The following is a 21,792-nucleotide window of genomic DNA, read 5'->3' as shown; positions in this document are numbered from 1 at the left end:
TTGCCAGGAAAACGCTAACCAACACGAATATTTTTTTACATTCGTGTCCATTAGTGTATTGGTGGCAAAACATTTTATTAGCATTAATGAAAAAATATCTCATAGTATCATGTCTTCTGGCTTCGTTCAGCCTGCTCAACAGCAATTGTGCCAGCTCGTCTTCCGGGAAAAATCCGTCAGTTGGTTATGCTGATTCTTTGAACATTGGAACAAAAACTAACTACGCAGACAAAAAATTAATCACTGGCGCCGATCAGGTTACAGAATATCTCGGCTATCTGAAAGGAAAAAAAGTAGGAATCCTGATCAATCAGACGTCCATTATTGGTAATACACCCATTGTAGACAGCCTGGTAGCGCTTGGTGTAAATATTGTCAGGATTTTCGGACCGGAGCATGGTTTCAGAGGTACAGCAAGTAATGGTGATAAAGTAGGGGACAGCGTAGATCCGAAAACCGGGATCTCTGCGATTTCATTATATGGCAAACAAAAAAAACCGACGAAAGAACAAATGGCTGATCTGGATCTGATGATCTTTGATCTTCAGGATGTTGGCACCCGGTTTTATACTTATATCAATACGCTGGGGCATGTAATGGAAGCTTGTGCAGAAAATAATAAGGAAATGTTAATTCTTGACCGCCCGAACCCAAACGGTTTTCTTATTGACGGTCCTATTCTGGAAGACCATCTTCATTCAGGAATAGGTATGTACAAAATCCCGATTTCTCATGGTTTGACCATTGCAGAGTTTGCACAAATGATCAATGGCGAAGGCTGGCTGCCGAATAAAATGCAGTGTAAATTGAAGATAATCAAGGTAGCTAATTACGATCATAATGCGACTTATGTCTTGCCAGTAATGCCATCTCCAAACCTTAATACGCAACAGGCAATCATGCTGTATCCTGATATCTGTCTATTTGAAGGTACAATTATTAGTTTGGGAAGAGGGACTTATATGCCTTTTACAGTTTTGGGTGCGCCTTTATTGAAAGGCAAATATAAGTTTTCATTTACACCCCAAAGTATAAAAGGAATGAGCGAGACGCCATTACACCAGAATGTAGAATGTTATGGACTGGATCTGAGAAAATATGATATTTCAAGTCTTCGTAAGAACAAGCAACTCAACCTGAAATGGCTGATTGAATTGTACAATGCATATCCTGAAAAAGAGAGGTTTTTCGATATGAGCCAGAGTAAACAAATGGGAGATATCAATAAACTGTCAGGAACTGAAAATTTAAAAAAACAGATTATTGCCGGTGTTTCCGAAAATGAAATCCGCAAAAGCTGGGAGCCGGGATTGTCAGAATATAAAACAATGAGAATGAAATATTTACTATATAAGTAAGTGTGGATAATAGATGGATATTTTTGATTGGTTTTCAGGCGCGAAAAAATAGGACATACAATAGAAAAATCCCCGGCAATACCGGGGATTTTTACTGCATTAGCATTGACAAAAAATGTCGATTTTTAGGATAGGTTAATTGGTAATTCGTTTACAAGCTTTAAAATATTGAATTCCTGGCTTAATTATTTTTTCACGATCCTGAAAACAGTTCCCTGGCCATTACTTGTAACTTTTACGAAGTAGATACCTGTATTGAGATTTTTCAATGAAATAGGATCTGTAATATGATCGCCGCTTACAGAACGCGAAGACATGGTTGCCCCGGATTGATCTAAGATATTAATTTGCAGAGTTGTTTCCGGATCAGCATTTTTAAGGTTGACCTGGACAAAGTCGGTTACAGGATTCGGATAAACACTGATAAATGCCAGCTGATCGCTGAATGAAGCTGCAATAATTCTTGAATAATTAACAGTTCCATCTGTATCAACCTGTTTAAGGCGATAGTAATTTACTTTACTGTAAGGTTTGGAATCTGTAAAATTATAATCCAGAGAAACATTTGAGCTGTGTTGGCCGCTGATTTCCTGACTGATGGCCTCAAAACTTATTGCATTAATGCTCCTTTCAATAACAAAATAATCGTTATTGGTTTCGCTCGAAGTACGCCAGTTTAATTTTATTCCTTCATTGACCGAAGTTGCCCAGAAAGCACCAAGGTTAACAGGTAATGGTGAAGTTGTTTTGTCAGGAACCGGAGAAGCACATTCGGTACATCCAACTTCATTAACAGTAGCCATGTTATAACCACCATTACCACCAGGATTGCTGAATGAGGAACCGGAACCAGGACATATGATAAGGCTTGCTGTGTTGCTTAATTTATTGTTCATTTGAGCAAAACCCGAATGGCTCAGGCAGGCAGTGCCTTCGGGTACAGAAATCATATTATCGCGGTTGTTGATAAGGCTGACAATTTTCAATTTAGATCCATTTCCCATGCAAATCCCTCCATTATTAGAGTTCAATGTAAGTTGTCCTAATGATACCGATCCTAAATTCACCAGATCAGAAGAGCTGCTGCTGAAATTCAGGCTTGATGACCCCATGTCAATTGTTGAAGTTGTTGACGCATTGAAAATATGATTATTACTATTTTGTAGGATTACATCGCCCCGGTAAGTTAGTGAGCCATAATTAATAATATTTACATTCCCGTTGTAATTACTTCCGGGCAACGAAGCAACACCGGTACTTGTAATCAAAATATTTCCAGAGTTGATATTGATGTTGTTGACCTGTACAGTTCCGGAAATAATAAGGGTTCCACCATTGAGATTTACATTGGAAATCTGGCTTCCGGAAACACATTTAACGTCACCAGGGTTTAAATTGGCATTATCGGTAGCAATACCCGAACAGGTAGTTGTTTCAGCCAGAGGCGGAAGAGAGCACTGTGCGTTTGAATTAGAAATTCCAATGAATGAAATAAGTAAGCACAAAACACTGATAGACGAGGTATAAAATCTTTTCATTTATAACGGATGAGTTTAATTTGCATCCAAGGTAATGGAGGAAATTATTCCGGTAAAATGAAAGGGGTGTCAGTAGGATTTTAAGGGGTTAAGCCAGCTACTTTTTGGGGTATATAGAATTAGTGCTTAGTAAAATCAGGAGAAAGTTTTAATTCTCTTCAAAAGCTCATTACGATTATCTGCGGTAATCGGAATCTCAATATCGTCGATCATTACATGAATATAATTGATAGCTGTAATGGCATTCAAATTAATTATGAAAGATTTATGTACCCTGAAAAATGAGTTGACAGGTAGTTCGCTAATAATATTTTTCAGCGTTTCGCGTATTGTATATTTTTTTTGGAAGTATGCAGCTCAAGATAATTATCGTCACTACGTATATAAAGAAGGTCGGCCAGCATTATTTTAATGAACATGTGCTTTTCCTTGATAAACAACGCGTCTTTAATCACAGTGCTATCGGGTACCGGAAGCTCGGTCTGTTCCGGATGTTCATAAATAACCTCCTGACGGAAACTTTTAAATGCCAGTTTAACTGCTGTATACACAGTAATCTTTTGAAATGGTTTTGTCAAAAAAGCATGTGGTGAAGTTTTTAAAGCTGCATTTACGATTGCGATATCTTCATGGCTAGTGAGAAAAAGAAATGGAATGTGCACATTGTCTTTAATGTATTCCGCTACATCAATTCCTGTCTGATAGCCATTCAGGTTAATATCCAGAATTACGAGGTGAAAAACTTTTTTTGCAGGATTTCAACAGCGGTAGGATAATCAGTAGCTATATCGTTTGCTTTGTAACCAAAGCCATTGAGAGTATATTGTAAATGTTTAGCGATAATGTGCTCGTCCTCAACTATTAATATATTCATTTTAGGTTTGGATGGGTAATCTGTCTTTTATGAAAAGGGTTTTGTCGTTAAATAATTATATCGATTAAACATTTGTGACTTTATACTCCTTTGCATCATAAGATACATACGAAAATAGTGGTTATCCGGATGTCGTACTAAATCATTTATTTAAATAGAACTATGTACTTTTTAGATTACAGTAAAATCGAATTATTTATTCTTAAAATTAACACAAATAATTCGATTTTAAAATTATAAATTTTTGTATTTTCCCGATACAATAAATGCGATAAACATAAAAAGAAGAATACCAAAAAACCAAAGGCTGAGTACCGGATTATAATACACTATAGAAATCAGGCAGATAATGGAAATAACTAATGCAATAGCCGGGAAATAAGGAAACAGCGGAACAGTAAACGGCCTCTCTAGTTCAGGCTCTTTTTTTCGCAACACAAATAATGCAGCCATACTGATAATGTACATAACTACTGCACCCAGCGCAGCCAAAATAATTACCTGGTCGGTAGTACCGAGGCATAATGCAATGCACCCGATAAGGCCACCGGCAAATAAAGCCCAGTGCGGTGTTTGAAAGCGTGGATTTACTTTTCCCAGAAATGAAGGCAGAAACCCGCTTCTTGCCAGCGCAAAAATTTGACGGGAATACCCGATAATGGTTCCGTGAAAGGAAGCAATTAATCCAAACAATCCCAGGCTGGCAAACAGGTGAGTAAGGCCGGAATCCCTTCCGAGCACAATGCCCAGTGCGGCAGGAAGCGGGTAGTCGATACTGCTTAATACGCTCCAGTGTGCCACTCCTCCCGTAAAAATCATCACCGCCATAGCCAGTATAACCAGGGTGAGTATGCCATAAATGTAACCCAGTGAAATGGTTTTTTTTGGATTTTCCACTTCTTCTGCGACCATCGCGACACCTTCAATTGCCAGGTAAAACCAAATTGCAAATGGTAGTGCTGCAAATACTCCCTGCCAGCCAAATGGCATAGGTTCTTTAACAAAGGTTTCGTAGGAAAAATGAGGGGCGACGATGCCGATATAAACCAGTAGTTCCACCACGGCAAGCAATGTGACTACCAATGAAAAGGTAGCCGATTCCTTGATTCCCAATAAGTTAATTCCAATAAAAATAACATAACATGCAAAAGCTGTGTAAAGGATCGGGATGGATGGGTACAGGAAATGGGTATAACTTCCGAGGGCAAAAGCAATGGCAGGAGGTGTAATCAAAAACTCAACCAGGGTTGCATAACCTGCAATCAGGCCGCCCCACCAGCCGAATGCGCGGTGCGAGTAAGCAAACGGCCCGCCTGCCTGTGGGATAGAAGTTGTTAATTCGGTAAAACTAAAAATGAAAGTAACATACATAATCGTTACGACCACTGTTGCAACTAAAAACCCGATAGTGCCGGAAACACCCCAGCCATAATTCCAGCCAAAATACTCACCCGAGATAACCAGACCAACGGCTATTGCCCAGAGATGAATGGGTTTTAAAACTTTTTTAAGCGCAGCAGTTTGATCGGAAGACATACTAATGAGAGTTTAGGAATGAATAAAAAAGACAACACAATATACACAGACTACTATTAAGCTCAATTTAGGGTATTCAATGGAGCCTTTTGTAGTTGTATATAAAATGTCAAAAAGAATGGACGGATTTTACAATTTTAATGTGGCGCAGTTCTCAGATAATCACCCATTTGCACTACTTTGTCGGTGTTTAAAAAATCTACTTTTAATGCCATCATGGTTTTCCACGAATTGATATTATCAGGAGTTGCCCAGAAACGGATTTTCTTGCCAAGATCATGCGTTTTCGTAATAACCTTTGTGAGGGACTTTTTATCTTTTTCAGGAATTGGGCCTTCCCCATTCCATTTAGAATACTTTTCGAAAGACTGGCTTATCAAACCAATCCTTTCCAGCTGCGGAGCGGTGTAAGCAATTTCGGGGCGCCCGTCAAAATAAATATAGGAAGGATATTGTGCGAATTTTTCGGGTTGGGGTGTATTTCCGCTTACAACTATTTTTACAGAGCTTTTTGATGAAAATAGTTGCTTGTGTGGTTCCAGTAGTTTTACCAATGCACCGAGTGTTTCTTCAGCAGGTGTTTTTAAATCGATCAAAAGCTGAAGTATTACATCCTGTTGCGGATATACGCCACCTCCGTTTTTTTCTACGGCTGCCAGAATTGGCCTTAAATAAAGTTTTTCAAAAGTCCGGTCCTTTGTAATATCATCAATCGTATGCGCAGTGTAGAGTGTATCATTTACCAGGAACAGATCCGCTTCAATAGATCCGAATTGCTGTTCGTATGCTTCCTGAAATGCTCTTTTTTGTTCGTAATCGTTATGGGAGTGTGCTTGTGCAGTTGTATAGGCAGAAATGGTTTGAGCCAACAGGGCATTGTTCCAAAAGAAAAATACTGCTATCGTAAAAATTATATATTTCATGAAGGCACTTATTGAAATTAAGGGTAAGGATGTTGTAAATATATCGTTTTAATATGATTAAGAAAACCAGTATAGGCCAGTAATAATGAAGACATTGGCATAATGGCAACTATTCAAAATTAAATATTTATATAATTTCAATTCATGAAATTATATATGGAAACTAGCTGTAAAATCAAACAATTTGCAATCTCATGCGGTGATGATTGAAGAATATCCTTATTTTCGCTCCCATATTTACTAACAATACAATCCCTGCATGGAAAAAAATACTTCTCTCTTCCGTAAAAAATCAGTTGACCAGATTCTTAAAGATGCACATTCACGCGATGGCGGCCTGGCCAAAATTTTAGGAGTCCGTGATTTGGTTTCACTTGGGATTGCAGCAATTGTTGGCGCAGGGATATTCAGTACCATCGGCCTGGCCAGTTACAATGGAGGGCCTGCCGTATCACTTTTATTTATATTTACAGCTGTTGCCTGCGTTTTCACCGCTTTATCTTACGCCCAGTTTGCAAGTACAGTTCCGGTTTCTGGTAGTGCTTATACTTATGCATACGTAGCGTTTGGTGAGTTATTCGCCTGGATCATTGGTTGGGCACTTATATTAGAATATGCCGTTTCCAATATGGTAGTGGCCATTTCGTGGTCAGAATATTTTGTGAGCATGCTTAAAGGCTTTGGTATTACATTGCCGGGCTGGCTCACCATGAATCCTGTGGCAGCGACAGAAGCTTTTCAGAAACTGCAAACCAGCGGGATAGATTCGCTGACTACGTATGAACGTATAGCCGCTGCTGCTTTTGAGTCGGCACCAAAGCTGGGAGATATTCCGATAATTTTAAATCTACCTGCGGGACTAATCACTTTGCTGGTTACCGCATTGGTTTATATAGGTATCAGGGAGTCGCGAACGGCCAGTAATATTATGGTTGTTCTTAAAGTTGGGGTTGTGTTACTGGTCATTTTTGCTGGTGCATTTTACGTCAAACCTGAGAACTGGAGTCCTTTTGCACCAAATGGAATGAAAGGAGTTTTGAGTGGCGTTGCGGCTGTATTTTTTGCGTTTATCGGTTTCGATTCCATCTCTACAACGGCAGAGGAATGTAAAGATCCGCAGCGTGATATGCCCAAAGCTATGATTTACTGTCTTATAATCTGTACGGTTTTATATGTATTGATTACTCTTGTACTGACAGGAATGGTCAATTATAAAGAGTTGAAAGTGAGTGACCCTCTGGCTTTTGTTTTCCAAAAAAACGGGCTTGATTTTATGGCTGGTGTTATTTCAGTAAGTTCTGTAATTGCCATTACAAGTGCGTTACTGGTATACCAGTTGGGCCAGCCACGTATCTGGATGACAATGAGCCGTGACGGACTTTTATGGAAACGGTTTTCGAAAATTCATCCCAAGTACCAGACACCTTCTTTTGCAACCATTATAACAGGTCTGGTAGTAGGTATTCCGGCCTTATTTTTTAGGATGGATTTCTTCGTGGACCTTACAAGTGTTGGTACTTTTTTCGCCTTTATCCTGGTTTGCGGAGGTGTATTATACCTGGATCATACGGGGATTTCTGAGAGATCCAAGTTCAGGGTTCCATATATAAACGGGAAATTTCTGGTGGGATTCGGGTTATTATCAGCCGTTGCAGGAATTGCATTTTATGGCCAGAATGTACTTGCCGAATGGCATTTATTAACTGCGGGTGAAATTTTTGAACATAAATTTCTAACAATAGTTTTCTGGATTACATGGGCAGTATTGTCGGTAATGAGTTTTAAATATAACTTTTCACTTTTACCGGTGATGGGTATTCTTACGAATCTTTATCTGATGACTGAACTGGGCGCCTCTAACTGGCTTATTTTTGTTGTTTGGCTTGCTATTGGCCTGATCATTTATTTTAGCTACGGATACAGAAAAAGTAAACTGGCAGGGGAGGAGAGCTGAGAATTATGAGTTTTGGAGTTAAGCATTCAATTGCTGTTTTTGTATTTTTAACTGTGAAAGACATATAGTTTAATTTGAAAAAGCCTGATTAGTACATTTTCGTACTAACCAGGCTTTTTAGTTTACAGATCTTGTATGTTCAAAGTTTATTTCTTCTCAATTCTTAGCGAAATAGAATAGTCTTCCTTCTTTTTTGTGCTGTCAGAATCAGGACGGTTTACAGCATCAAGTATCAGGCGGTATTTTTGTCCTGCAAATTCCCGGTCCAACGTATCTGCTTCACGAAAAGAATTAGATTTATACAGTGTCCGGCAATCTCCGATGCACATGTTGACATGCTGGGAAATTTTCCCCTCAGTGCCAACTCCTTCTAAGGCCAGATCCACAGTAGCATTTCCTGCCCATATACATTGTACCCCTTTTGGGCATCTGCTGTCAGAAACTTCAAAAAAGTAAGCATTGCTTTTGGTACATCATTCAATGTAACGGTTTGTTTATATTTTATAACATCATTTTTTTTGTCAACTGATGTTGTTTGGCAAGCCAGCGAAAAAACGCTGACCATGCATAATATTATGATCCTTTTCATGATGTATCTGTTTTTTATCAATGACCCTTAAAATTGTATAAAGGTTGTAAGTCAATCATATTTTACTATCAGATTACTCAAATTAGCAAAATTCAGGCCAAAAATATAAAGTCGAAAAAAAATCTAAATCACTAACGTAAAAACGGTTCCTTTTCCTGCTTCGGATGATACATTGAGCTGTCCGCCATGTTGTTGCAAAATCTGGCGTGAAAGACTTAACCCAATTCCGGACCCTGTTTTTTTTGTTGTATAAAAAGGTATGAATATATTATCAATGGCTTCCGGTTCAATGCCATCGCCGTTATCAGCCACCTCTATCATCGTCAGATTGTCATTCTGATAAGCCGATAAAGAAATAGTACGGCTGGTTTGTGTGGAAAAAGATTCTGGAAGCATTTTTAATCAGATTGATCAGTACCTGCTGAAGCTGGCCCGAATCTACTTTGGCTGTCAGTGTTTCCGGTTTTACTGAAAGCTCCCACAATACACCTAAACTCATGAGGTCTGTTTGCAGCAACTGAAGAACTTCGTGCAACAATTCGCTGATGTTTACATTGGAAAAAACCGGTTTGGGTAATGTTGTAAAATCCCGGTAGGCGTTCACAAACTGCATCATTCCTTTACTCCTTTTTTCCAGTGTTTGCAGTGCTTCTTTCAAGTCATTTACTGCTTCCTGATCCGTGGTTGATTTCTCAATATCCTCATTTACAATTAGCCGCATTGTTCCGACCAAAGACACGATCGGTGTCATGGAATTCATGATTTCATGCCTTAAAACACGGGTAAGGTTCTGCCACGATTCTACTTCCTGCTGCTGAAGTTCCGTTTGGATATTTTGTAAAACAACAATCCTGACCCACATTCCCCGCATCTGGATAGCCGCACCCTGAAGTGCCAGCGGCTGGTCGGAAGGTGTACGGTACAGTTCGCGGACACCTGAATCCAGATTAGAAAGTAATTCGTATAACCTTGGATGTTTATCTTTTAATTCACTAAGCTGATGCAAGCGGTAAATACCCAGCATACGAAGAGCCGCATTGTTGATCAGGTTAACCTGGCCGGTGCTGTCGAATGTGATCAGGCCTGTTCCGATATGCTGCACAATGGTATTCAGATATTGCAGATTGGCTTCTTTTTCAGCCCTGGCCTGTCTGAAAGCATGCAGCACTTCATTGAATTGCTGGTTCAGCTCCTGAAAGGTTTTGCCCATTTTGTTGTCATGGCGGAAATTGATCGTAAAATCTGAATAACGTACAGATTCGAGAAAATAAGTGAGTTTCCGGTTGACGTTGGTCACATAATTATACAGTAATGATCCCTGTACAGTAATGAAAATACCGCCTAAAATATAAATCAGGTTTACATTAATTTGCATGGAAGCCAGCCATATTATCAAAAAAACACTCAGAATAATAATCGTTATCCTGATGGCAATCACAATACTAAAATGGCGTAATCCAATCATTGATGAATAAGGGAAGTATTTACAATAACTATATAGCCGTTACCAATCCGACTGTTTGTGAACTCTAAACTTTAAGCTCTGTACTAATTTGCTTCCCGCTCATTTCTTCCAGAATATATTTTTCAAGGGAAGTGATTTTATAATGTGCCAGATCAAATTTCAGATCATCGTATACTTCCATTGTAGGTACACAGATAGTAGTCATCCCGGCTGCATGTGCCGAACGTAATCCGGTAAAAGAGTCTTCGAAAGCAACACATTCTTCCGGTGTTACACCGAGTTTGGCTGCTGCGGATAAGTATACAGCCGGATGAGGTTTGGTAAATTCTTCCAGTTCCCCGGAATGCCAGGCATCAAAATACTCAATGATATCAAGCCGTTTAAGCACACCTTCGATCAGCTCCATGTGTGAGGCGGAAGCTACTGCAAGTTTAAGCCCCTGTTTTTTTAATTTTTTAACAAGCTCAATTGCACCCGGCATTGCAACGGCATTGGCAAGAATATTCTTATGAGCCTGTTTCAGAATGTCCCGTTCCAGTTCTTCAGACGTAGGTGTATGCCAGGGTTGTATTTTATAACAGTATTCAAGAAACAATTTGATAGATAATCCGGTAGTCTGAAGCTTAAGTGCGTGTGTCAGCTTGAAATTAACTTTCTGCATGACCTGTTGGGCAGCTTCTACCCAAATAGGTTCTGAGTCAATCAGTAACCCGTCCATGTCAAATATGGCAGCTTTAATCATTATATAGGTTTGCTTTTTTATTTCTGTCCAAAACTACTACATTCGCAATTAAGAATGGCTTTAGGGGTGTCCAAAATACGGACTGAGATTTATACCCTTTGAACCTGACACAGTTTATACTGTCGTAGGAAAAAGCGTTTAGTAGACAGATTTGCTGTCTTTTCTCTCTTTTGGTTTCCAAATGATAATTTGGCGCACCACTTCCTTAAATGTCCATTCATTTGTTTTTGTACAAAAATGAAATGAATATGAAATTTAACCCTGAACAAAATCTGGCCACATTACGCCAAAAGTCACCATTGGTTCATAATATTACCAATTTTGTAGTTATGAATTTTACTGCCAATGCGTTGCTTGCCATTGGTGCGTCGCCTGTCATGGCCCATGCGGTAGAAGAAGTAGCGGATATGGTTTCTATTGCCGGAGCACTAGTTGTCAACATCGGTACGCTGTCGCCGGTTTGGGTTGAAGGTATGAAACTGGCAATGAAAAAAGCATCAGAATTAGGGAAACCCATTATTTTAGATCCCGTCGGAGCTGGTGCTACGCCTTACCGTAATCAGGTTTTAAGCGAACTTCTGGATATTACTCCGCCAACTATAATCAGGGGAAATGCTTCTGAAATACTGGCATTGGCAGGAATCCGGATTCAAACAAAAGGTGTGGATAGCACTGCCAATTCAACCGATAGCCTGGAAGCTGCCAAAGCGTTAAGTAATCGTTATGGCTGTGTAGTCAGTGTCAGCGGAGCGATAGATGTGATTGTTGACGGTGAGAAAATAGCCTATGCAGAGAATGGAGTAGCATTAATGACAAGGGTAACCGGGATGGGCTGCTCAGCTTCTGCCATTGCCGGAGCATTTGCATCTATAGAATCGGATGCTTTTAAAGCTGCCATTTCTGCTGCGGTTACCATGGGTATTTGCGGGGAAATAGCTTTTCAAAAAGCCCAATTACCCGGATCTTTTCAGATTGCTTTTCTGGATACATTGTCGGAAATCACACCTGAAAAGCTTTCTGAATTGGCCAAGATCAGTTACACTTCTTAATTCCAAAACAAAATAATGGATCAGATACAATTATATCTTGTAACGGATGAAGCGGCCTGTATCGGAAGGGATTTTTTCTGGGTGGTTGAGGAAGCAGTAAAAGGAGGTGTAACCATGGTTCAGTTGCGTGAAAAATCGTTGGGGACACGCGCTTTCATTGACCGTGCCAAACGTCTGAAAGATTTACTACAGCCATACAATGTTCCCTTAATTATTAATGACCGTGTGGATATTGCACTGGCCGTAGATGCGGATGGAGTACATGTCGGGCAAAGTGATATGTATTATGACACATTAAATAATCTGTTGCCCAAAGGAAAGATTATTGGCATTTCAGCAGAAAAACAGGATGACGTTTTTGAGGCAGAATCCTGGGATATTTCCTATTTGGCAGTAAGCCCTTTGTACGCTACACCTACTAAAACAAATACAGAAAAACCATGGCAAACAGAAGGATTAAAATGGGTCAAAAGTAATAGCCGTCATCCTTTGGTAGTGATCGGAGGTTTGAATATCACCAATTCTTTTGAAGCTATGCAAAACGGAGCAAACGGAATTGCCGTTATTTCAGCTATTTGCAGTGCCAAATCTCCAAGAGAAGCGGCTCAATCACTTTTAGCATCTTTAACGACTCATTCTCTAATTTAAAAATACCACAAGCTTCTCCTGATTTTTTATTTTAATTACAAAGAAAAATGCAACGATATCCAACCGTACTGACCATAGCCGGATCTGATAGTGGAGGGGGAGCCGGGATTCAGGCTGATCTGAAAACCATTGGGGCATTAGGCGCTTACGGCACTTCGGCAATTACTGCACTCACAGCACAAAATACACAAGGCGTCAGAGCGATTCATACCGTTCCTCCTGACTTTCTAAGGGAGCAACTGGAAGCGGTTTTTGAAGATATTGTTATTGATGCTGTTAAAATCGGAATGGTAAATGAGATTAAAACCGCACAAATTATTGCAGAAATTCTGGATAGGTTTCAACCCGGATTTGTGGTTTTTGATCCTGTCATGGTTTCAACAAGCGGAGCAAAACTGATTCGGGATGAAACAATTGATATTTTGTGGACAGATTTATTTTCAAGAGCGGACTTAATCACACCAAATCTGGATGAAGCTCAGATTCTGATTGGAAGAACCATCAGTTCTTTGGAAACCATGAAGCAAGCTGCTGAAGATATGGTTCGACGGGGCTGTAAAGGAGTATTATTAAAAGGTGGACATTTGACAGGACCGGTTTTATACGATGTTTTTGCCAGGGCAGGAGAAAAAACGCTAATTTATGAAACAGCTCACATTGATAGCAACAATATCCACGGTACCGGATGTACTTTATCTTCTGCCATAGCCACATTTATTGCAAGAGGTAATGCATTGCCAGAGGCCATATTATTATCTAAAAGTTACATTACAGAAGCGATTGAGGCCGGAAAAAATGTTAAAACAGGAAAAGGACCAGGGCCGCTCAACCATTCATTTTCTCCTCTAAAAATGCACATCCAATCATGAGATTTACTGATCAGCTTTGGAACGAAGCTTTGCCAATTTATACTAAAATTCAGGATCACCCTTTCAATCAGGAAATGAAAAACGGCACGCTGCCTGTTGAAAAATTTAAGTTTTACATCTACCAGGATTCCCTTTATCTGGCCGAATTTGCAAGGGCACTTGCTACTGCCGGAACACGCTCAGGAACTAGTCAGGAATTGCTTGACTTTCTGCAATTTGCACAAAATGCGATCCTGGTTGAGCGGGCTTTACACATTGGGTATTTTAAGGAATACGACATCAATTCTAATTCGGGAAAAGCACCTGGCTGTTTTGCCTACACCAATTACCTCTTGGCAATAAGCACTTTTGAGTCGTACGAAGTAGCAGTGGCTGCATTACTTCCTTGCTTTTGGATTTACAAAAAAGTTGGAGATTATATTTATAAAAATCAGGTAAGACCCAACCTGTACCAAAACTGGATTGATGCTTATGCTGGTGAAGAATTCGGGTTGTCTGTTGAAAAAGCATTGCGAATTTGCGATGATCTGGCTGAAAACGCATCGGAAAGTACACGAAAAAAAATGTCTGAGGCTTATGTAATGGCTACCAGGCTTGAATATATATTTTGGGACAGCGCTTACTCGTTGGAAGAATGGGGTGTTTAGAGTGAAGAGATTAGAATTAAAAATGGAAAATACGGAAGTAAAAATTCTAAGATGAATTAAATATTATTACAACTGTTCACATCAGATTACCAATAATAGGCCTCATCCCTTTCTTTCTGAATTTCATCCGGCTTCTGCTGAGGTCTGTCGTAATTGCCTGGTTTATAATATTTTTCAAATATAAATTTGAAACAAATAAGAATCTGTAAATTTTAAGTTGTTTGTAAATTGATAAAACCTAAACGCTAAAAAAATGGAAACGCCTCGCAACGAACTTCTTTGGAGAAAAGCTAAAAAACGGGCTGGATTCAAAATTCATCTGCGTACATATTTTATGGTAAACGGAGTTTTGTGGATCATATATTTCATCACTATCGGGCAAAGCGGAGGGCGACACTTATTCCCCTGGCCAATCTGGCCAATGTTAGGTTGGGGAATTGGTCTTGCATCACATTATTTGTCTGCTTATGATAATGCAGGGGAAAAGAAATTGGTGGAGCAGGAATATGAAAAACTGATAAGAGAAGGAAGATAACTTTTGTTCAAAATATATTCTTTTCCCTGTTTGGAACAATTATTGTAATTGGATCTTTAAGAAATTATTCTAAAAGATGAAATTAAAATAATCATGGAAAAGGACTTTCAGAATGTTGAAGCAATAAAAAAACTAAATTCACTGGCGGAAGATATTCGTTTTTGTATGTACACGACTTATAAGGACGGTAAAATTGAATCAAGGCCAATGACTACACTGGATATTGACGAGGATGGTAATGTTTGGTTTTTTACAAGCAAACAAACAGAAATCGGATCGGAAACGGATTGGAATGAATCTGTTACATTAATATATGCTGATCCGAAAAATCATACATACGTAAGTGTGTCAGGAAACGCATCTATCATTGAAGATCAGCAAAAAAAGGAAGAGTTGTGGAATCCAATGTCCAAAGCCTGGTTTCCGGAAGGGAAAGATGATCCAAATCTGGTTATACTGAAAGTGACAACCGACGAGGCAGCATACTGGGATAGTAATTCATCCCGAATGGTCGTGTTTTTCTCAATGTTAAAAGCCGTAGTTACAGGTACAACACCAGATGAAGGTGAACATGGGAAATTGAATCTTGCCTGAATTTAAATTTTGATATTAAATATAGAAAGTGCTGACCAGCTTTGATGATGATCAGCACTTTTTTTGTGTTTAATTATTATTTGCTGTGATTTTTTGGAAAGAGTGATAGCTACACTCCAGAAACCCTACTTCAAATTAAACCAAATTGTCATTTCGTTGGCTCCGCGATTGGCCCATGCGTAATAGGGGATCAGCGTTACATTTCCTTCTGTGGATTTTAAAACATTAACTCCTCCCAATAGATCCGGCTGGTAATTTGGTGAAAATGTCTGAGCAGAAGAAACAGGAATTGAAAGTGCTTTACCATTATTATCATGGCCTTCTGCACAATACAAAACGGGGCCGCGTTCAATAGCAACCTTGCCTTTGTTTGTTACCACTTTGGTATTTGAAATAACTTTTCTGACCGGCATATCAAGTGAAATTAAAACGACATCACCTTTTTTCCATGTTCTGGTAAGTGTCAGATAACCTTTCCCGACGGTTGCAGGAATTATTTTTCCATTAACCTTTATTTCAACTGGTTTGGATTGTTTATCCTGGTATGTATATAAATTCCCTGGAATTGCCTCGCCATTTGCCCAGCCCGGAATCCGCACTGAAATCGGGAAATTGAGCGGTTTTTCGGGAGAGACAGTAATTTTTACATTACCTTCCCACGGATAATTCGTTTGTTGATTTACCGTAACAGAAGTATTATTGATCAGCATTTTCGCTTCATTATCGGCAAATAAGTTAACAAATAGTTCATTGTTTTTTGTGGCATAAATGTAACCAGGCATAGCAGGTAAAAACCGTGCTACATTGGTTGGGCAGCAAGCAGTGCCAAACCATTCGTGCCTCGTTGCTCCGCTTCCCCTGCCAAAATCATTAACTCCATTGGAAGCCATCGGATTCACATAGAAAAACTCATTCCCTTTAACCGACATTCCGCCAAGAAAACCATTGTAAAGAACGCGCTCAAAAACGTCCATATATTTTGCTTCTCCCGTGTAAAGAAACATTTTATGATTCCATAGCATATTTGCAATTGCCGCACAAGTCTCTGCATAGGCATTGTCGTTGGGCAAAATGTACGGAGCATCAAATGCTTCTCCGTCTTCCCGCGCACCAACTCCACCGGTAATATATTGCTTGTGTTCTGTGGCATCATCCCAAATCTTATGAACGGCGGCACTGTTTTTCGGATCATCCTGGATTGTCAGCAGATCGGCAACGGCCGTATACAAATATTGCGCACGAACTGCATGTCCGACTGCTTCCGTCTGGCGAACGAAAGGTACCTGATCCTGGAAATAGGATGGCCCTAGTTTATGTCCGTCAAGGAATAATGGCCGTTTGTCAGACCGGCCGCGCATATCTACAAAGAATTTGGCAAGGTCCAGATATTCTTTTTTGCCGGTAGTACGATAAAGTTTTACTAAAGCAATCTCCGTTTCTTCATGCCCGGGTACAACCACAAGCTGACCCGGATTAGGTCCAAAAGTTTTAACAAGGTGATCTGCATTTTTGATCGCAACATTCAATAATGTTTTCTTTCCCGTTGCTTCGTAATGAGCAACAGCTGCTTCATAAAGATGCCCCACATTGTAGAGCTCATGGCTGCCATTTTCAAATGAATAGCGATAAGGTCCTGCAATCCAGTCATAAGATCCGGTTGTATCCTTATTAATTGTCCTGAGTGTATACAAATATCCGTCGGGTTCCTGAGCAGCCGCAAAAAGTGTGATCAGACTATCCAGATAATGATCCAGTTTTACATCGTAATGATTTTGGAGAGAATAGGCGGCGCCTTCAAAAATTTTGAATACATCCGAATCGTCAAAGCGTGCACCTTGAAATACACCCTTTTTTAACCCGCCCGCCACCGCAAAATTATCTATACGGCCGGATTTCTCTGTTTCATTTAAAACATGTGGTATTGTAACTGTACGGGCGGTTGCCAATCTGGAATGCCAAAAACCCTGATGTGTTTTTACGTTTTTGAGAGGGACAGGGATAATCCGGTTGTCTTGTGCAAAGAGTATTTGAGAACTTATCAGAAGAAATATAAACGAAAGGGATTTTATCATTTTAAAAAATTATTGTGGAAATAAGGTTTACATAACCTTATTTGAATGCCAAAGAATTATGCCATAAATCCGGTCTGAACAACGAAGTTAGGCTGAACGGTAAACTCTATAAATTTATTCAAAGAGTTTACAACCATTAAGAATCAAAACGTGTCCTTAATCTATTAAATATAAACCTGATAAAAAAAATGGTAAAATATTTAGCCTTCGCACTTATTTTGTTCTCAATTACGAGTTCAAACGGGCAGTCTTCAACGTGGACGATTGGTGTCAAACCGGGAATTGGATTGGGTGGAATAAACAGTACAATACAAGAAGACAACGAAACATCAAACAAATATAGACATAGTGTAAACCTTAGCGCAGGAATACGGGTAAACTATCGTATTTCTAAATATTTGTCAGTTAACCTGGACGGTGAATGGCAGCGCATTCGGGATAGAAGAACGCGTGTTTCTGAGGTTACTGGTCTCGTTGATGGTTTGGGCCCATTTATTTTTACTACAAATTTTAGGAATTCTTTTCAACGTCTTCAAATACCGTTAGCATTGCATTTTTGCCCGTTTCCTGAAAAAAGCAATGTTTATATCATTAATGGTATCATGCCATCCTTGATTATCAATGGAAAAATAGTATTTAAAACAAGTAATACAAGGAGTACCGGTATAACTGATTCCGGAAAATTAAATGCAGATTTTGATATTCCGGCAAACAAAGGAATCGAGCGTGGTTTGATTTATTTCGCAGGTTTTGGAATACCACTAGCGAAAAGATTTTCAGTTGAATTAATTTACCAATTCAACAAACCAATTCAATATTCAACTTTCGATCCCGGTAATACCTTTGTATTGGTTCCGGTGTATCCAATCAGGGCAAACCAAGGTTTCATGTTTTCAGTTATTACCAGATTATAAACCCGGTCTGAACAATGAAGTTGAGCTGAACGCCAAGTGCAAACAAGACCATAAAGTCAGACGACTAAACCCTTCCTCAAATATCTTACAACCCATATTTCTCCATCCTTCTGTAAAGCGCCGCACGGCTCAAACCCAATTCTCTCGCCGCGTCTGTAATATTTCCATTAAAGCGTTTCATAGCTTTTACAATCAACGTTTTTTCCATGTCTTCCAGATCAAAACCTGTTGCTGTGGTTGGTTGTCCACCCGAGCTTTTCAGAAAAAGATCGTCAGGCTGTAAAGTTTTTTCCTGGGATAAAATCACGGCACGTTCGATAGCGTGCTGCAGTTCACGAATATTTCCCGGCCAGTTATATTGTTGCATTTTTTTAATCAAAGCACTGCTGATCTCGTTAACCGGACGGTTATATTTTTTGCTGAATTGTTTCAGGTAAAAATCGGCCAAAGCAGCAATATCTTCGTGACGTTCACGCAGCGGTGGCAAATCCAGTTCAATCGTATTGATCCTGTAAAGCAGGTCCTGGCGAAAAACTTTTTCTGCGACCATCTTTTCGATATTCATATTTGTGGCACAAATTAAACGGACATCCAAAGGAATTGACTTGTTTGATCCAACTCTAGTTACCTTTCTTTCCTGAATGACGGTTAGTAATTTCGCTTGCAGCCCTAAGGTCATGTTCCCGATTTCATCCAGAAAAATAGTTCCTCCCTTTGCTTCTTCAAAACGCCCGGCACGGTCTTCCTTTGCATCAGTAAAAGCACCTTTTACGTGCCCAAAAAGCTCACTTTCAAACAAACTTTCGCTTAATGCGCCTAAATCCACGGTTACAAATGGTTTGTCTGCGCGCTTGGAATGATGATGGATATGTTTTGCTAATTGTGTTTTTCCCGTACCATTTTCTCCCAATACCAACACATTTGCATCCGTAGCTGCCACGCGTTCAGCCGTATGCAAAACCTGCTGCATCGACTCGCTCGAAGCAACAATGGTGTCAGACGCTGATTTACCTTTTTTACCATCATCCTTACTTTTTTCTTCGGCTGCATTTGCAAGTGCACTTGCAGAAGCGCCGTTGCTCTCAAGTGCAGCCTGAATTGTAGCTAATAACTTATCGTTTTCCCAGGGTTTCAGTACAAAGTCGGTCGCACCCGATTTTATCGCTCTGATCGCCATTTCAATATCGCCATAAGCGGTGATCATGATCACCTTTGTCTTCGGGTTAATATCCAGAATGCGATCAAGCCAGTGAAAACCTTCCCGGCCGCTATTTACGTCGCGGGTAAAGTTCATATCCAGTAGTATCAGATTATAATCGCCATTGGTTACCAGAAAGGGCAGTTTCTGTGGATTTTTCTCAATGTCAACCAATTTGGCATGGCGTTTCAGTAATAATTTTGCTGCGCTGAGCACATCAACGTCGTCGTCGATAATGAGGATTTTGGCTTCTGAAAGTTGCATTTTTTTAAATTAAATATTTTTATCGAACATAATTTTATGTTCTTTTAACATGGCTATGAAATCATCCCTAAAAGTAATCTTTTTGCGGTGCTCTACCTGATTTTTAACATATTCTATCAAATTATCCAGCGCTTCAACCGAATACATGACCGCTAAAAGCCCTTCTGAGTTGATGCGATAAAGATGGCAATTTTTATTTTTAATGTTCCATAAAATGTATTTGAATAATTGAGGAAGGTTTTCAATGTATAAAACAGGTTGACCTTCTTTTTTGATAAAAACAACCTGATAAAGAATTTGTGTGCGTACCCAGGGGGATTTGGTTTAATTAAGTTATTATTGAAGAATTCTATTAAGTCATTTCAGGGTCATAGTGATTTGCTGATTTTATTTGTTTTACCGGATTTCATAAGGAAAAGATAACTTGTATAACGCTATTCCAACTCTGACCGGCTTGAATAGCCTGTTCTGTTTTTTTGTTTTAAGTAGAGGGTTATGATTTATTTTAACTGGCAGGCACGCCTAAAATAACCCATTTTGTACAATGTCCGTACACGTACAGAAATGTTCGATAATGAACAAATTGACAAAATCCATAATTTATAAATGCATTGATTTACAATTGATTATGTCTGTCTGAAAATTGTGGCATAGTGATTTGATACAAGTAGTAGAATTTGAAACAGATATCAATTACTACATCAATATAATGGAAGTTAAAACACCTAACCCGACCAGCAACAGTAACGGATTTACCGGTGGGTCATCAACTATGGATAAAATTAAACCCAAGAAATTCTGGACTACCCAACGCATCGGTATCATCGCCGGAAGTTTGTTGTTGGTTGGTTTTTTAGTATATCAATTTTTCTTCGCTGACAAAAGAAGTAAGCTAAATGTTGAGCAGGATAAATTAACTGTTTCAACTGTTTCACAAGGAAAATTCGACGAATTTATAGTTGTTACTGGCGTTGTTCAGCCATTGAAAACGATCCAGCTGGATGCGATAGTAGGAGGTTATGTAACTGAAAAACTGATTGAAGGCGGTAATATGGTGAAACAAGGCGATGTGCTTTTGAAACTTGAAAACCAGAACCTGAAATTAAGCTTTCTCCAATCTGAAACGGAAGCGAGCCGATTGGTTAACGATCTTCAAAATACACGCCAGAGTTTACGTATTGCACGATTTAATCTTCAAAAGACATTAAGTGAACTGGATTTCCAGATAGATCAGGCGAAAGATGCGCATGATCGGAATACGAAATTGTATAAGGATAAAGTAATTCCGGATGCAGATTATCTTAAAACTAAACGCGAATTCGAGCGCCTTTCCAAGCAACGTGATATTGAGGTAGAATCGCAAAAATACCAGGAGGAAAACTCCAAAATGCAGATTGCACAACTGGAAGGAACGCTGGCAAGTACTCAGAAGAACGTAAATCTATGGAGACAAACACTTGAAAACCTTTCGGTTAAAGCGCCTGTATCTGGTCTTCTTTCATCCATGAATGTAGAAGTTGGATCAAACATTAACCAGGGCCAAAATATTGGCCAGATTGATGATTTGAACGGTTTCAAAATGCGGGTAAGCGTGGATGAACATTATATATCAAGAATCTTCGCAGGACTGGTTGGTTCAATGGATTTCAACGGGAAAGAATATGCTTTGAAAATTATCAAAATCTATCCGGAAGTATTGAGCGGTAGATTTGAAGTAGATATGTCGTTCGACAAAGGTGCACCAGAATTGATCAAAAGAGGACAGTCTGCTCCGATACGTCTGCAACTTGGACAACCATCGCAAGCGACATTACTTCCTGTGGGAGGATTCTTCTCTGAAACTGGTGGAAACTGGGTATATGTACTAGGAGAAGACGGAAAACGCGCATCAAAACGCAACATCACCCTGGGCCGCAAAAATCCTGAATATTTCGAAGTGTTGGAAGGATTGAAACCAGGCGAAAAGGTGATTACAAGTTCTTATGAGAACTTTGGGGATAATGAAGTTTTAGAGTTTTAACAT

23 protein-coding genes and 1 riboswitch are annotated in these 21,792 nt (G+C 39.4%); of the genes, 10 read left to right on the top strand and 13 right to left on the bottom strand.

Going from position 1 to position 21,792, the window contains the following annotated elements; genetic code table 11:
* Positions 1-86: 86 nt before the first annotated feature.
* The gene (locus tag KZC02_RS10510; protein WP_221394068.1) at positions 87-1,358 is read left to right on the top strand and encodes an exo-beta-N-acetylmuramidase NamZ domain-containing protein; all 1,272 of its coding nucleotides are present in this window, start codon (positions 87-89) and stop codon (positions 1,356-1,358) included.
* Between the two features lie 185 nt (positions 1,359-1,543).
* Here the strand turns inward: KZC02_RS10510 and KZC02_RS10505 are convergent, their stop codons facing one another.
* The 6 genes from KZC02_RS10505 to KZC02_RS10490 all read right to left on the bottom strand — a co-directional run bounded on the left by KZC02_RS10505 (position 1,544) and on the right by KZC02_RS10490 (position 6,229).
* Positions 1,544-2,896, bottom strand: a complete 1,353-nt coding sequence (locus KZC02_RS10505) for a T9SS type A sorting domain-containing protein (protein ID WP_221394067.1) — start codon at positions 2,894-2,896, stop codon at positions 1,544-1,546.
* 135 nt (positions 2,897-3,031) lie between these two features.
* The gene (locus tag KZC02_RS31690; RefSeq protein ID WP_229254371.1) at positions 3,032-3,202 is read right to left on the bottom strand and encodes a LytTR family DNA-binding domain-containing protein; all 171 of its coding nucleotides are present in this window, start codon (positions 3,200-3,202) and stop codon (positions 3,032-3,034) included.
* A gap of 8 nt (positions 3,203-3,210) precedes the next feature.
* Positions 3,211-3,588: a hypothetical protein gene (locus KZC02_RS31685; protein ID WP_229254370.1), complete on the bottom strand. Its 378-nt coding sequence runs from the start codon at positions 3,586-3,588 to the stop codon at positions 3,211-3,213.
* 35 nt (positions 3,589-3,623) lie between these two features.
* Positions 3,624-3,770 carry a hypothetical protein gene (locus KZC02_RS31680; protein WP_229254141.1) on the bottom strand — a complete coding sequence of 49 codons (147 nt, stop codon included), beginning with the start codon at positions 3,768-3,770 and terminating at the stop codon, positions 3,624-3,626.
* Between the two features lie 234 nt (positions 3,771-4,004).
* Positions 4,005-5,306 carry an ethanolamine permease gene (gene eat, locus KZC02_RS10495; RefSeq protein ID WP_221394066.1) on the bottom strand — a complete coding sequence of 434 codons (1,302 nt, stop codon included), beginning with the start codon at positions 5,304-5,306 and terminating at the stop codon, positions 4,005-4,007.
* A gap of 137 nt (positions 5,307-5,443) precedes the next feature.
* Positions 5,444-6,229 (bottom strand): phosphatidylinositol-specific phospholipase C/glycerophosphodiester phosphodiesterase family protein, encoded by a 786-nt coding sequence (locus KZC02_RS10490; RefSeq protein ID WP_221394065.1) that lies wholly within the window; start codon positions 6,227-6,229, stop codon positions 5,444-5,446.
* Positions 6,230-6,488: 259 nt separating this feature from the next.
* Between KZC02_RS10490 and KZC02_RS10485 the strand changes: the two genes are divergently transcribed.
* Complete coding sequence (locus tag KZC02_RS10485; protein WP_221394064.1) at positions 6,489-8,183, top strand: amino acid permease; 1,695 nt, start codon at positions 6,489-6,491, stop codon at positions 8,181-8,183.
* 146 nt (positions 8,184-8,329) lie between these two features.
* Here the strand turns inward: KZC02_RS10485 and KZC02_RS10480 are convergent, their stop codons facing one another.
* The 5 genes from KZC02_RS10480 to hxpB form a co-directional block, all read right to left on the bottom strand.
* The gene (locus tag KZC02_RS10480) at positions 8,330-8,569 is read right to left on the bottom strand and encodes a hypothetical protein (protein ID WP_221394063.1); all 240 of its coding nucleotides are present in this window, start codon (positions 8,567-8,569) and stop codon (positions 8,330-8,332) included.
* Positions 8,554-8,772 (bottom strand): hypothetical protein, encoded by a 219-nt coding sequence (locus KZC02_RS10475; RefSeq protein ID WP_221394062.1) that lies wholly within the window; start codon positions 8,770-8,772, stop codon positions 8,554-8,556. Before KZC02_RS10475 ends, KZC02_RS10480 begins: the two co-directional genes overlap by 16 nt.
* 123 nt (positions 8,773-8,895) lie before the next feature.
* Positions 8,896-9,168, bottom strand: a complete 273-nt coding sequence (locus KZC02_RS32885; protein ID WP_310590429.1) for an ATP-binding protein — start codon at positions 9,166-9,168, stop codon at positions 8,896-8,898.
* Positions 9,104-10,237 carry a PAS domain-containing protein gene (locus KZC02_RS10470; RefSeq protein WP_310590428.1) on the bottom strand — a complete coding sequence of 378 codons (1,134 nt, stop codon included), beginning with the start codon at positions 10,235-10,237 and terminating at the stop codon, positions 9,104-9,106. Before KZC02_RS10470 ends, KZC02_RS32885 begins: the two co-directional genes overlap by 65 nt.
* A 64-nt stretch (positions 10,238-10,301) precedes the next feature.
* Complete coding sequence (gene hxpB / locus KZC02_RS10465) at positions 10,302-10,979, bottom strand: hexitol phosphatase HxpB (protein ID WP_221394061.1); 678 nt, start codon at positions 10,977-10,979, stop codon at positions 10,302-10,304.
* A 52-nt stretch (positions 10,980-11,031) separates the two neighbouring features.
* A riboswitch (TPP riboswitch) is annotated at positions 11,032-11,127 on the top strand.
* A 100-nt stretch (positions 11,128-11,227) separates the two neighbouring features.
* Between hxpB and thiM the strand changes: the two genes are divergently transcribed.
* From thiM to KZC02_RS10435, 6 genes are all read left to right on the top strand, one after another.
* Positions 11,228-12,028, top strand: coding sequence for a hydroxyethylthiazole kinase (thiM, locus tag KZC02_RS10460; protein WP_221394060.1), 801 nt, complete (start codon positions 11,228-11,230; stop codon positions 12,026-12,028).
* A 15-nt stretch (positions 12,029-12,043) separates the two neighbouring features.
* The gene (gene thiE / locus KZC02_RS10455; protein WP_221394059.1) at positions 12,044-12,676 is read left to right on the top strand and encodes a thiamine phosphate synthase; all 633 of its coding nucleotides are present in this window, start codon (positions 12,044-12,046) and stop codon (positions 12,674-12,676) included.
* A 47-nt stretch (positions 12,677-12,723) separates the two neighbouring features.
* Positions 12,724-13,545 carry a bifunctional hydroxymethylpyrimidine kinase/phosphomethylpyrimidine kinase gene (gene thiD, locus KZC02_RS10450; protein WP_221394058.1) on the top strand — a complete coding sequence of 274 codons (822 nt, stop codon included), beginning with the start codon at positions 12,724-12,726 and terminating at the stop codon, positions 13,543-13,545.
* Positions 13,542-14,192, top strand: a complete 651-nt coding sequence (gene tenA / locus KZC02_RS10445) for a thiaminase II (protein ID WP_221394057.1) — start codon at positions 13,542-13,544, stop codon at positions 14,190-14,192. Before thiD ends, tenA begins: the two co-directional genes overlap by 4 nt.
* A 253-nt stretch (positions 14,193-14,445) precedes the next feature.
* Positions 14,446-14,727, top strand: a complete 282-nt coding sequence (locus KZC02_RS10440; protein WP_221394056.1) for a 2TM domain-containing protein — start codon at positions 14,446-14,448, stop codon at positions 14,725-14,727.
* Positions 14,728-14,820: 93 nt separating this feature from the next.
* Positions 14,821-15,321, top strand: a complete 501-nt coding sequence (locus KZC02_RS10435) for a pyridoxamine 5'-phosphate oxidase family protein (RefSeq protein ID WP_221394055.1) — start codon at positions 14,821-14,823, stop codon at positions 15,319-15,321.
* A gap of 125 nt (positions 15,322-15,446) precedes the next feature.
* Here the strand turns inward: KZC02_RS10435 and KZC02_RS10430 are convergent, their stop codons facing one another.
* Complete coding sequence (locus KZC02_RS10430) at positions 15,447-17,393, bottom strand: glycoside hydrolase family 127 protein (protein WP_221394054.1); 1,947 nt, start codon at positions 17,391-17,393, stop codon at positions 15,447-15,449.
* A gap of 188 nt (positions 17,394-17,581) precedes the next feature.
* Here KZC02_RS10430 and KZC02_RS10425 point away from each other — a divergent pair, with 188 nt between their 5' ends.
* Positions 17,582-18,307, top strand: a complete 726-nt coding sequence (locus KZC02_RS10425; protein ID WP_221394053.1) for an outer membrane beta-barrel protein — start codon at positions 17,582-17,584, stop codon at positions 18,305-18,307.
* Between the two features lie 85 nt (positions 18,308-18,392).
* Here the strand turns inward: KZC02_RS10425 and KZC02_RS10420 are convergent, their stop codons facing one another.
* On the bottom strand, positions 18,393-19,769 hold the full coding sequence (locus KZC02_RS10420) for a sigma-54 dependent transcriptional regulator (RefSeq protein ID WP_221394052.1): 1,377 nt from the start codon (positions 19,767-19,769) through the stop codon (positions 18,393-18,395).
* Positions 19,770-20,541: 772 nt separating this feature from the next.
* Between KZC02_RS10420 and KZC02_RS10415 the strand changes: the two genes are divergently transcribed.
* Positions 20,542-21,789 (top strand): efflux RND transporter periplasmic adaptor subunit, encoded by a 1,248-nt coding sequence (locus KZC02_RS10415; RefSeq protein WP_221395003.1) that lies wholly within the window; start codon positions 20,542-20,544, stop codon positions 21,787-21,789.
* The last annotated feature ends 3 nt before the right edge of the window (positions 21,790-21,792 follow it).

It is taken from the genome of Dyadobacter sp. NIV53 (genome assembly GCF_019711195.1).
Lineage (GTDB): Bacteria > Bacteroidota > Bacteroidia > Cytophagales > Spirosomataceae > Dyadobacter.
This window is presented reverse-complemented; position numbering and strand designations above follow the sequence as displayed.

What these genes read in the sequence shown, in the direction of transcription:
- thiM (WP_221394060.1), top strand. Translation starts at nt 11,228, where the DNA reads ATGAAATTTAACCCTGAACAAAATCTGGCCACATTACGCCAAAAGTCA.
- tenA (WP_221394057.1), top strand. Translation starts at nt 13,542, where the DNA reads ATGAGATTTACTGATCAGCTTTGGAACGAAGCTTTGCCAATTTATACT.
- thiE (WP_221394059.1), top strand. Translation starts at nt 12,044, where the DNA reads ATGGATCAGATACAATTATATCTTGTAACGGATGAAGCGGCCTGTATC.
- eat (WP_221394066.1), bottom strand. Translation starts at nt 5,306, where the DNA reads ATGTCTTCCGATCAAACTGCTGCGCTTAAAAAAGTTTTAAAACCCATT.
- KZC02_RS32885 (WP_310590429.1), bottom strand. Translation starts at nt 9,168, where the DNA reads ATGCTTCCAGAATCTTTTTCCACACAAACCAGCCGTACTATTTCTTTA.
- KZC02_RS10490 (WP_221394065.1), bottom strand. Translation starts at nt 6,229, where the DNA reads ATGAAATATATAATTTTTACGATAGCAGTATTTTTCTTTTGGAACAAT.
- thiD (WP_221394058.1), top strand. Translation starts at nt 12,724, where the DNA reads ATGCAACGATATCCAACCGTACTGACCATAGCCGGATCTGATAGTGGA.
- KZC02_RS10425 (WP_221394053.1), top strand. Translation starts at nt 17,582, where the DNA reads ATGGTAAAATATTTAGCCTTCGCACTTATTTTGTTCTCAATTACGAGT.
- KZC02_RS10430 (WP_221394054.1), bottom strand. Translation starts at nt 17,393, where the DNA reads ATGATAAAATCCCTTTCGTTTATATTTCTTCTGATAAGTTCTCAAATA.
- KZC02_RS10510 (WP_221394068.1), top strand. Translation starts at nt 87, where the DNA reads ATGAAAAAATATCTCATAGTATCATGTCTTCTGGCTTCGTTCAGCCTG.
- KZC02_RS10475 (WP_221394062.1), bottom strand. Translation starts at nt 8,772, where the DNA reads ATGAAAAGGATCATAATATTATGCATGGTCAGCGTTTTTTCGCTGGCT.
- hxpB (WP_221394061.1), bottom strand. Translation starts at nt 10,979, where the DNA reads ATGATTAAAGCTGCCATATTTGACATGGACGGGTTACTGATTGACTCA.
- KZC02_RS10505 (WP_221394067.1), bottom strand. Translation starts at nt 2,896, where the DNA reads ATGAAAAGATTTTATACCTCGTCTATCAGTGTTTTGTGCTTACTTATT.
- KZC02_RS31680 (WP_229254141.1), bottom strand. Translation starts at nt 3,770, where the DNA reads ATGAATATATTAATAGTTGAGGACGAGCACATTATCGCTAAACATTTA.
- KZC02_RS10485 (WP_221394064.1), top strand. Translation starts at nt 6,489, where the DNA reads ATGGAAAAAAATACTTCTCTCTTCCGTAAAAAATCAGTTGACCAGATT.
- KZC02_RS10435 (WP_221394055.1), top strand. Translation starts at nt 14,821, where the DNA reads ATGGAAAAGGACTTTCAGAATGTTGAAGCAATAAAAAAACTAAATTCA.
- KZC02_RS10420 (WP_221394052.1), bottom strand. Translation starts at nt 19,769, where the DNA reads ATGCAACTTTCAGAAGCCAAAATCCTCATTATCGACGACGACGTTGAT.
- KZC02_RS10415 (WP_221395003.1), top strand. Translation starts at nt 20,542, where the DNA reads ATGGATAAAATTAAACCCAAGAAATTCTGGACTACCCAACGCATCGGT.
- KZC02_RS10440 (WP_221394056.1), top strand. Translation starts at nt 14,446, where the DNA reads ATGGAAACGCCTCGCAACGAACTTCTTTGGAGAAAAGCTAAAAAACGG.
- KZC02_RS10470 (WP_310590428.1), bottom strand. Translation starts at nt 10,237, where the DNA reads ATGATTGGATTACGCCATTTTAGTATTGTGATTGCCATCAGGATAACG.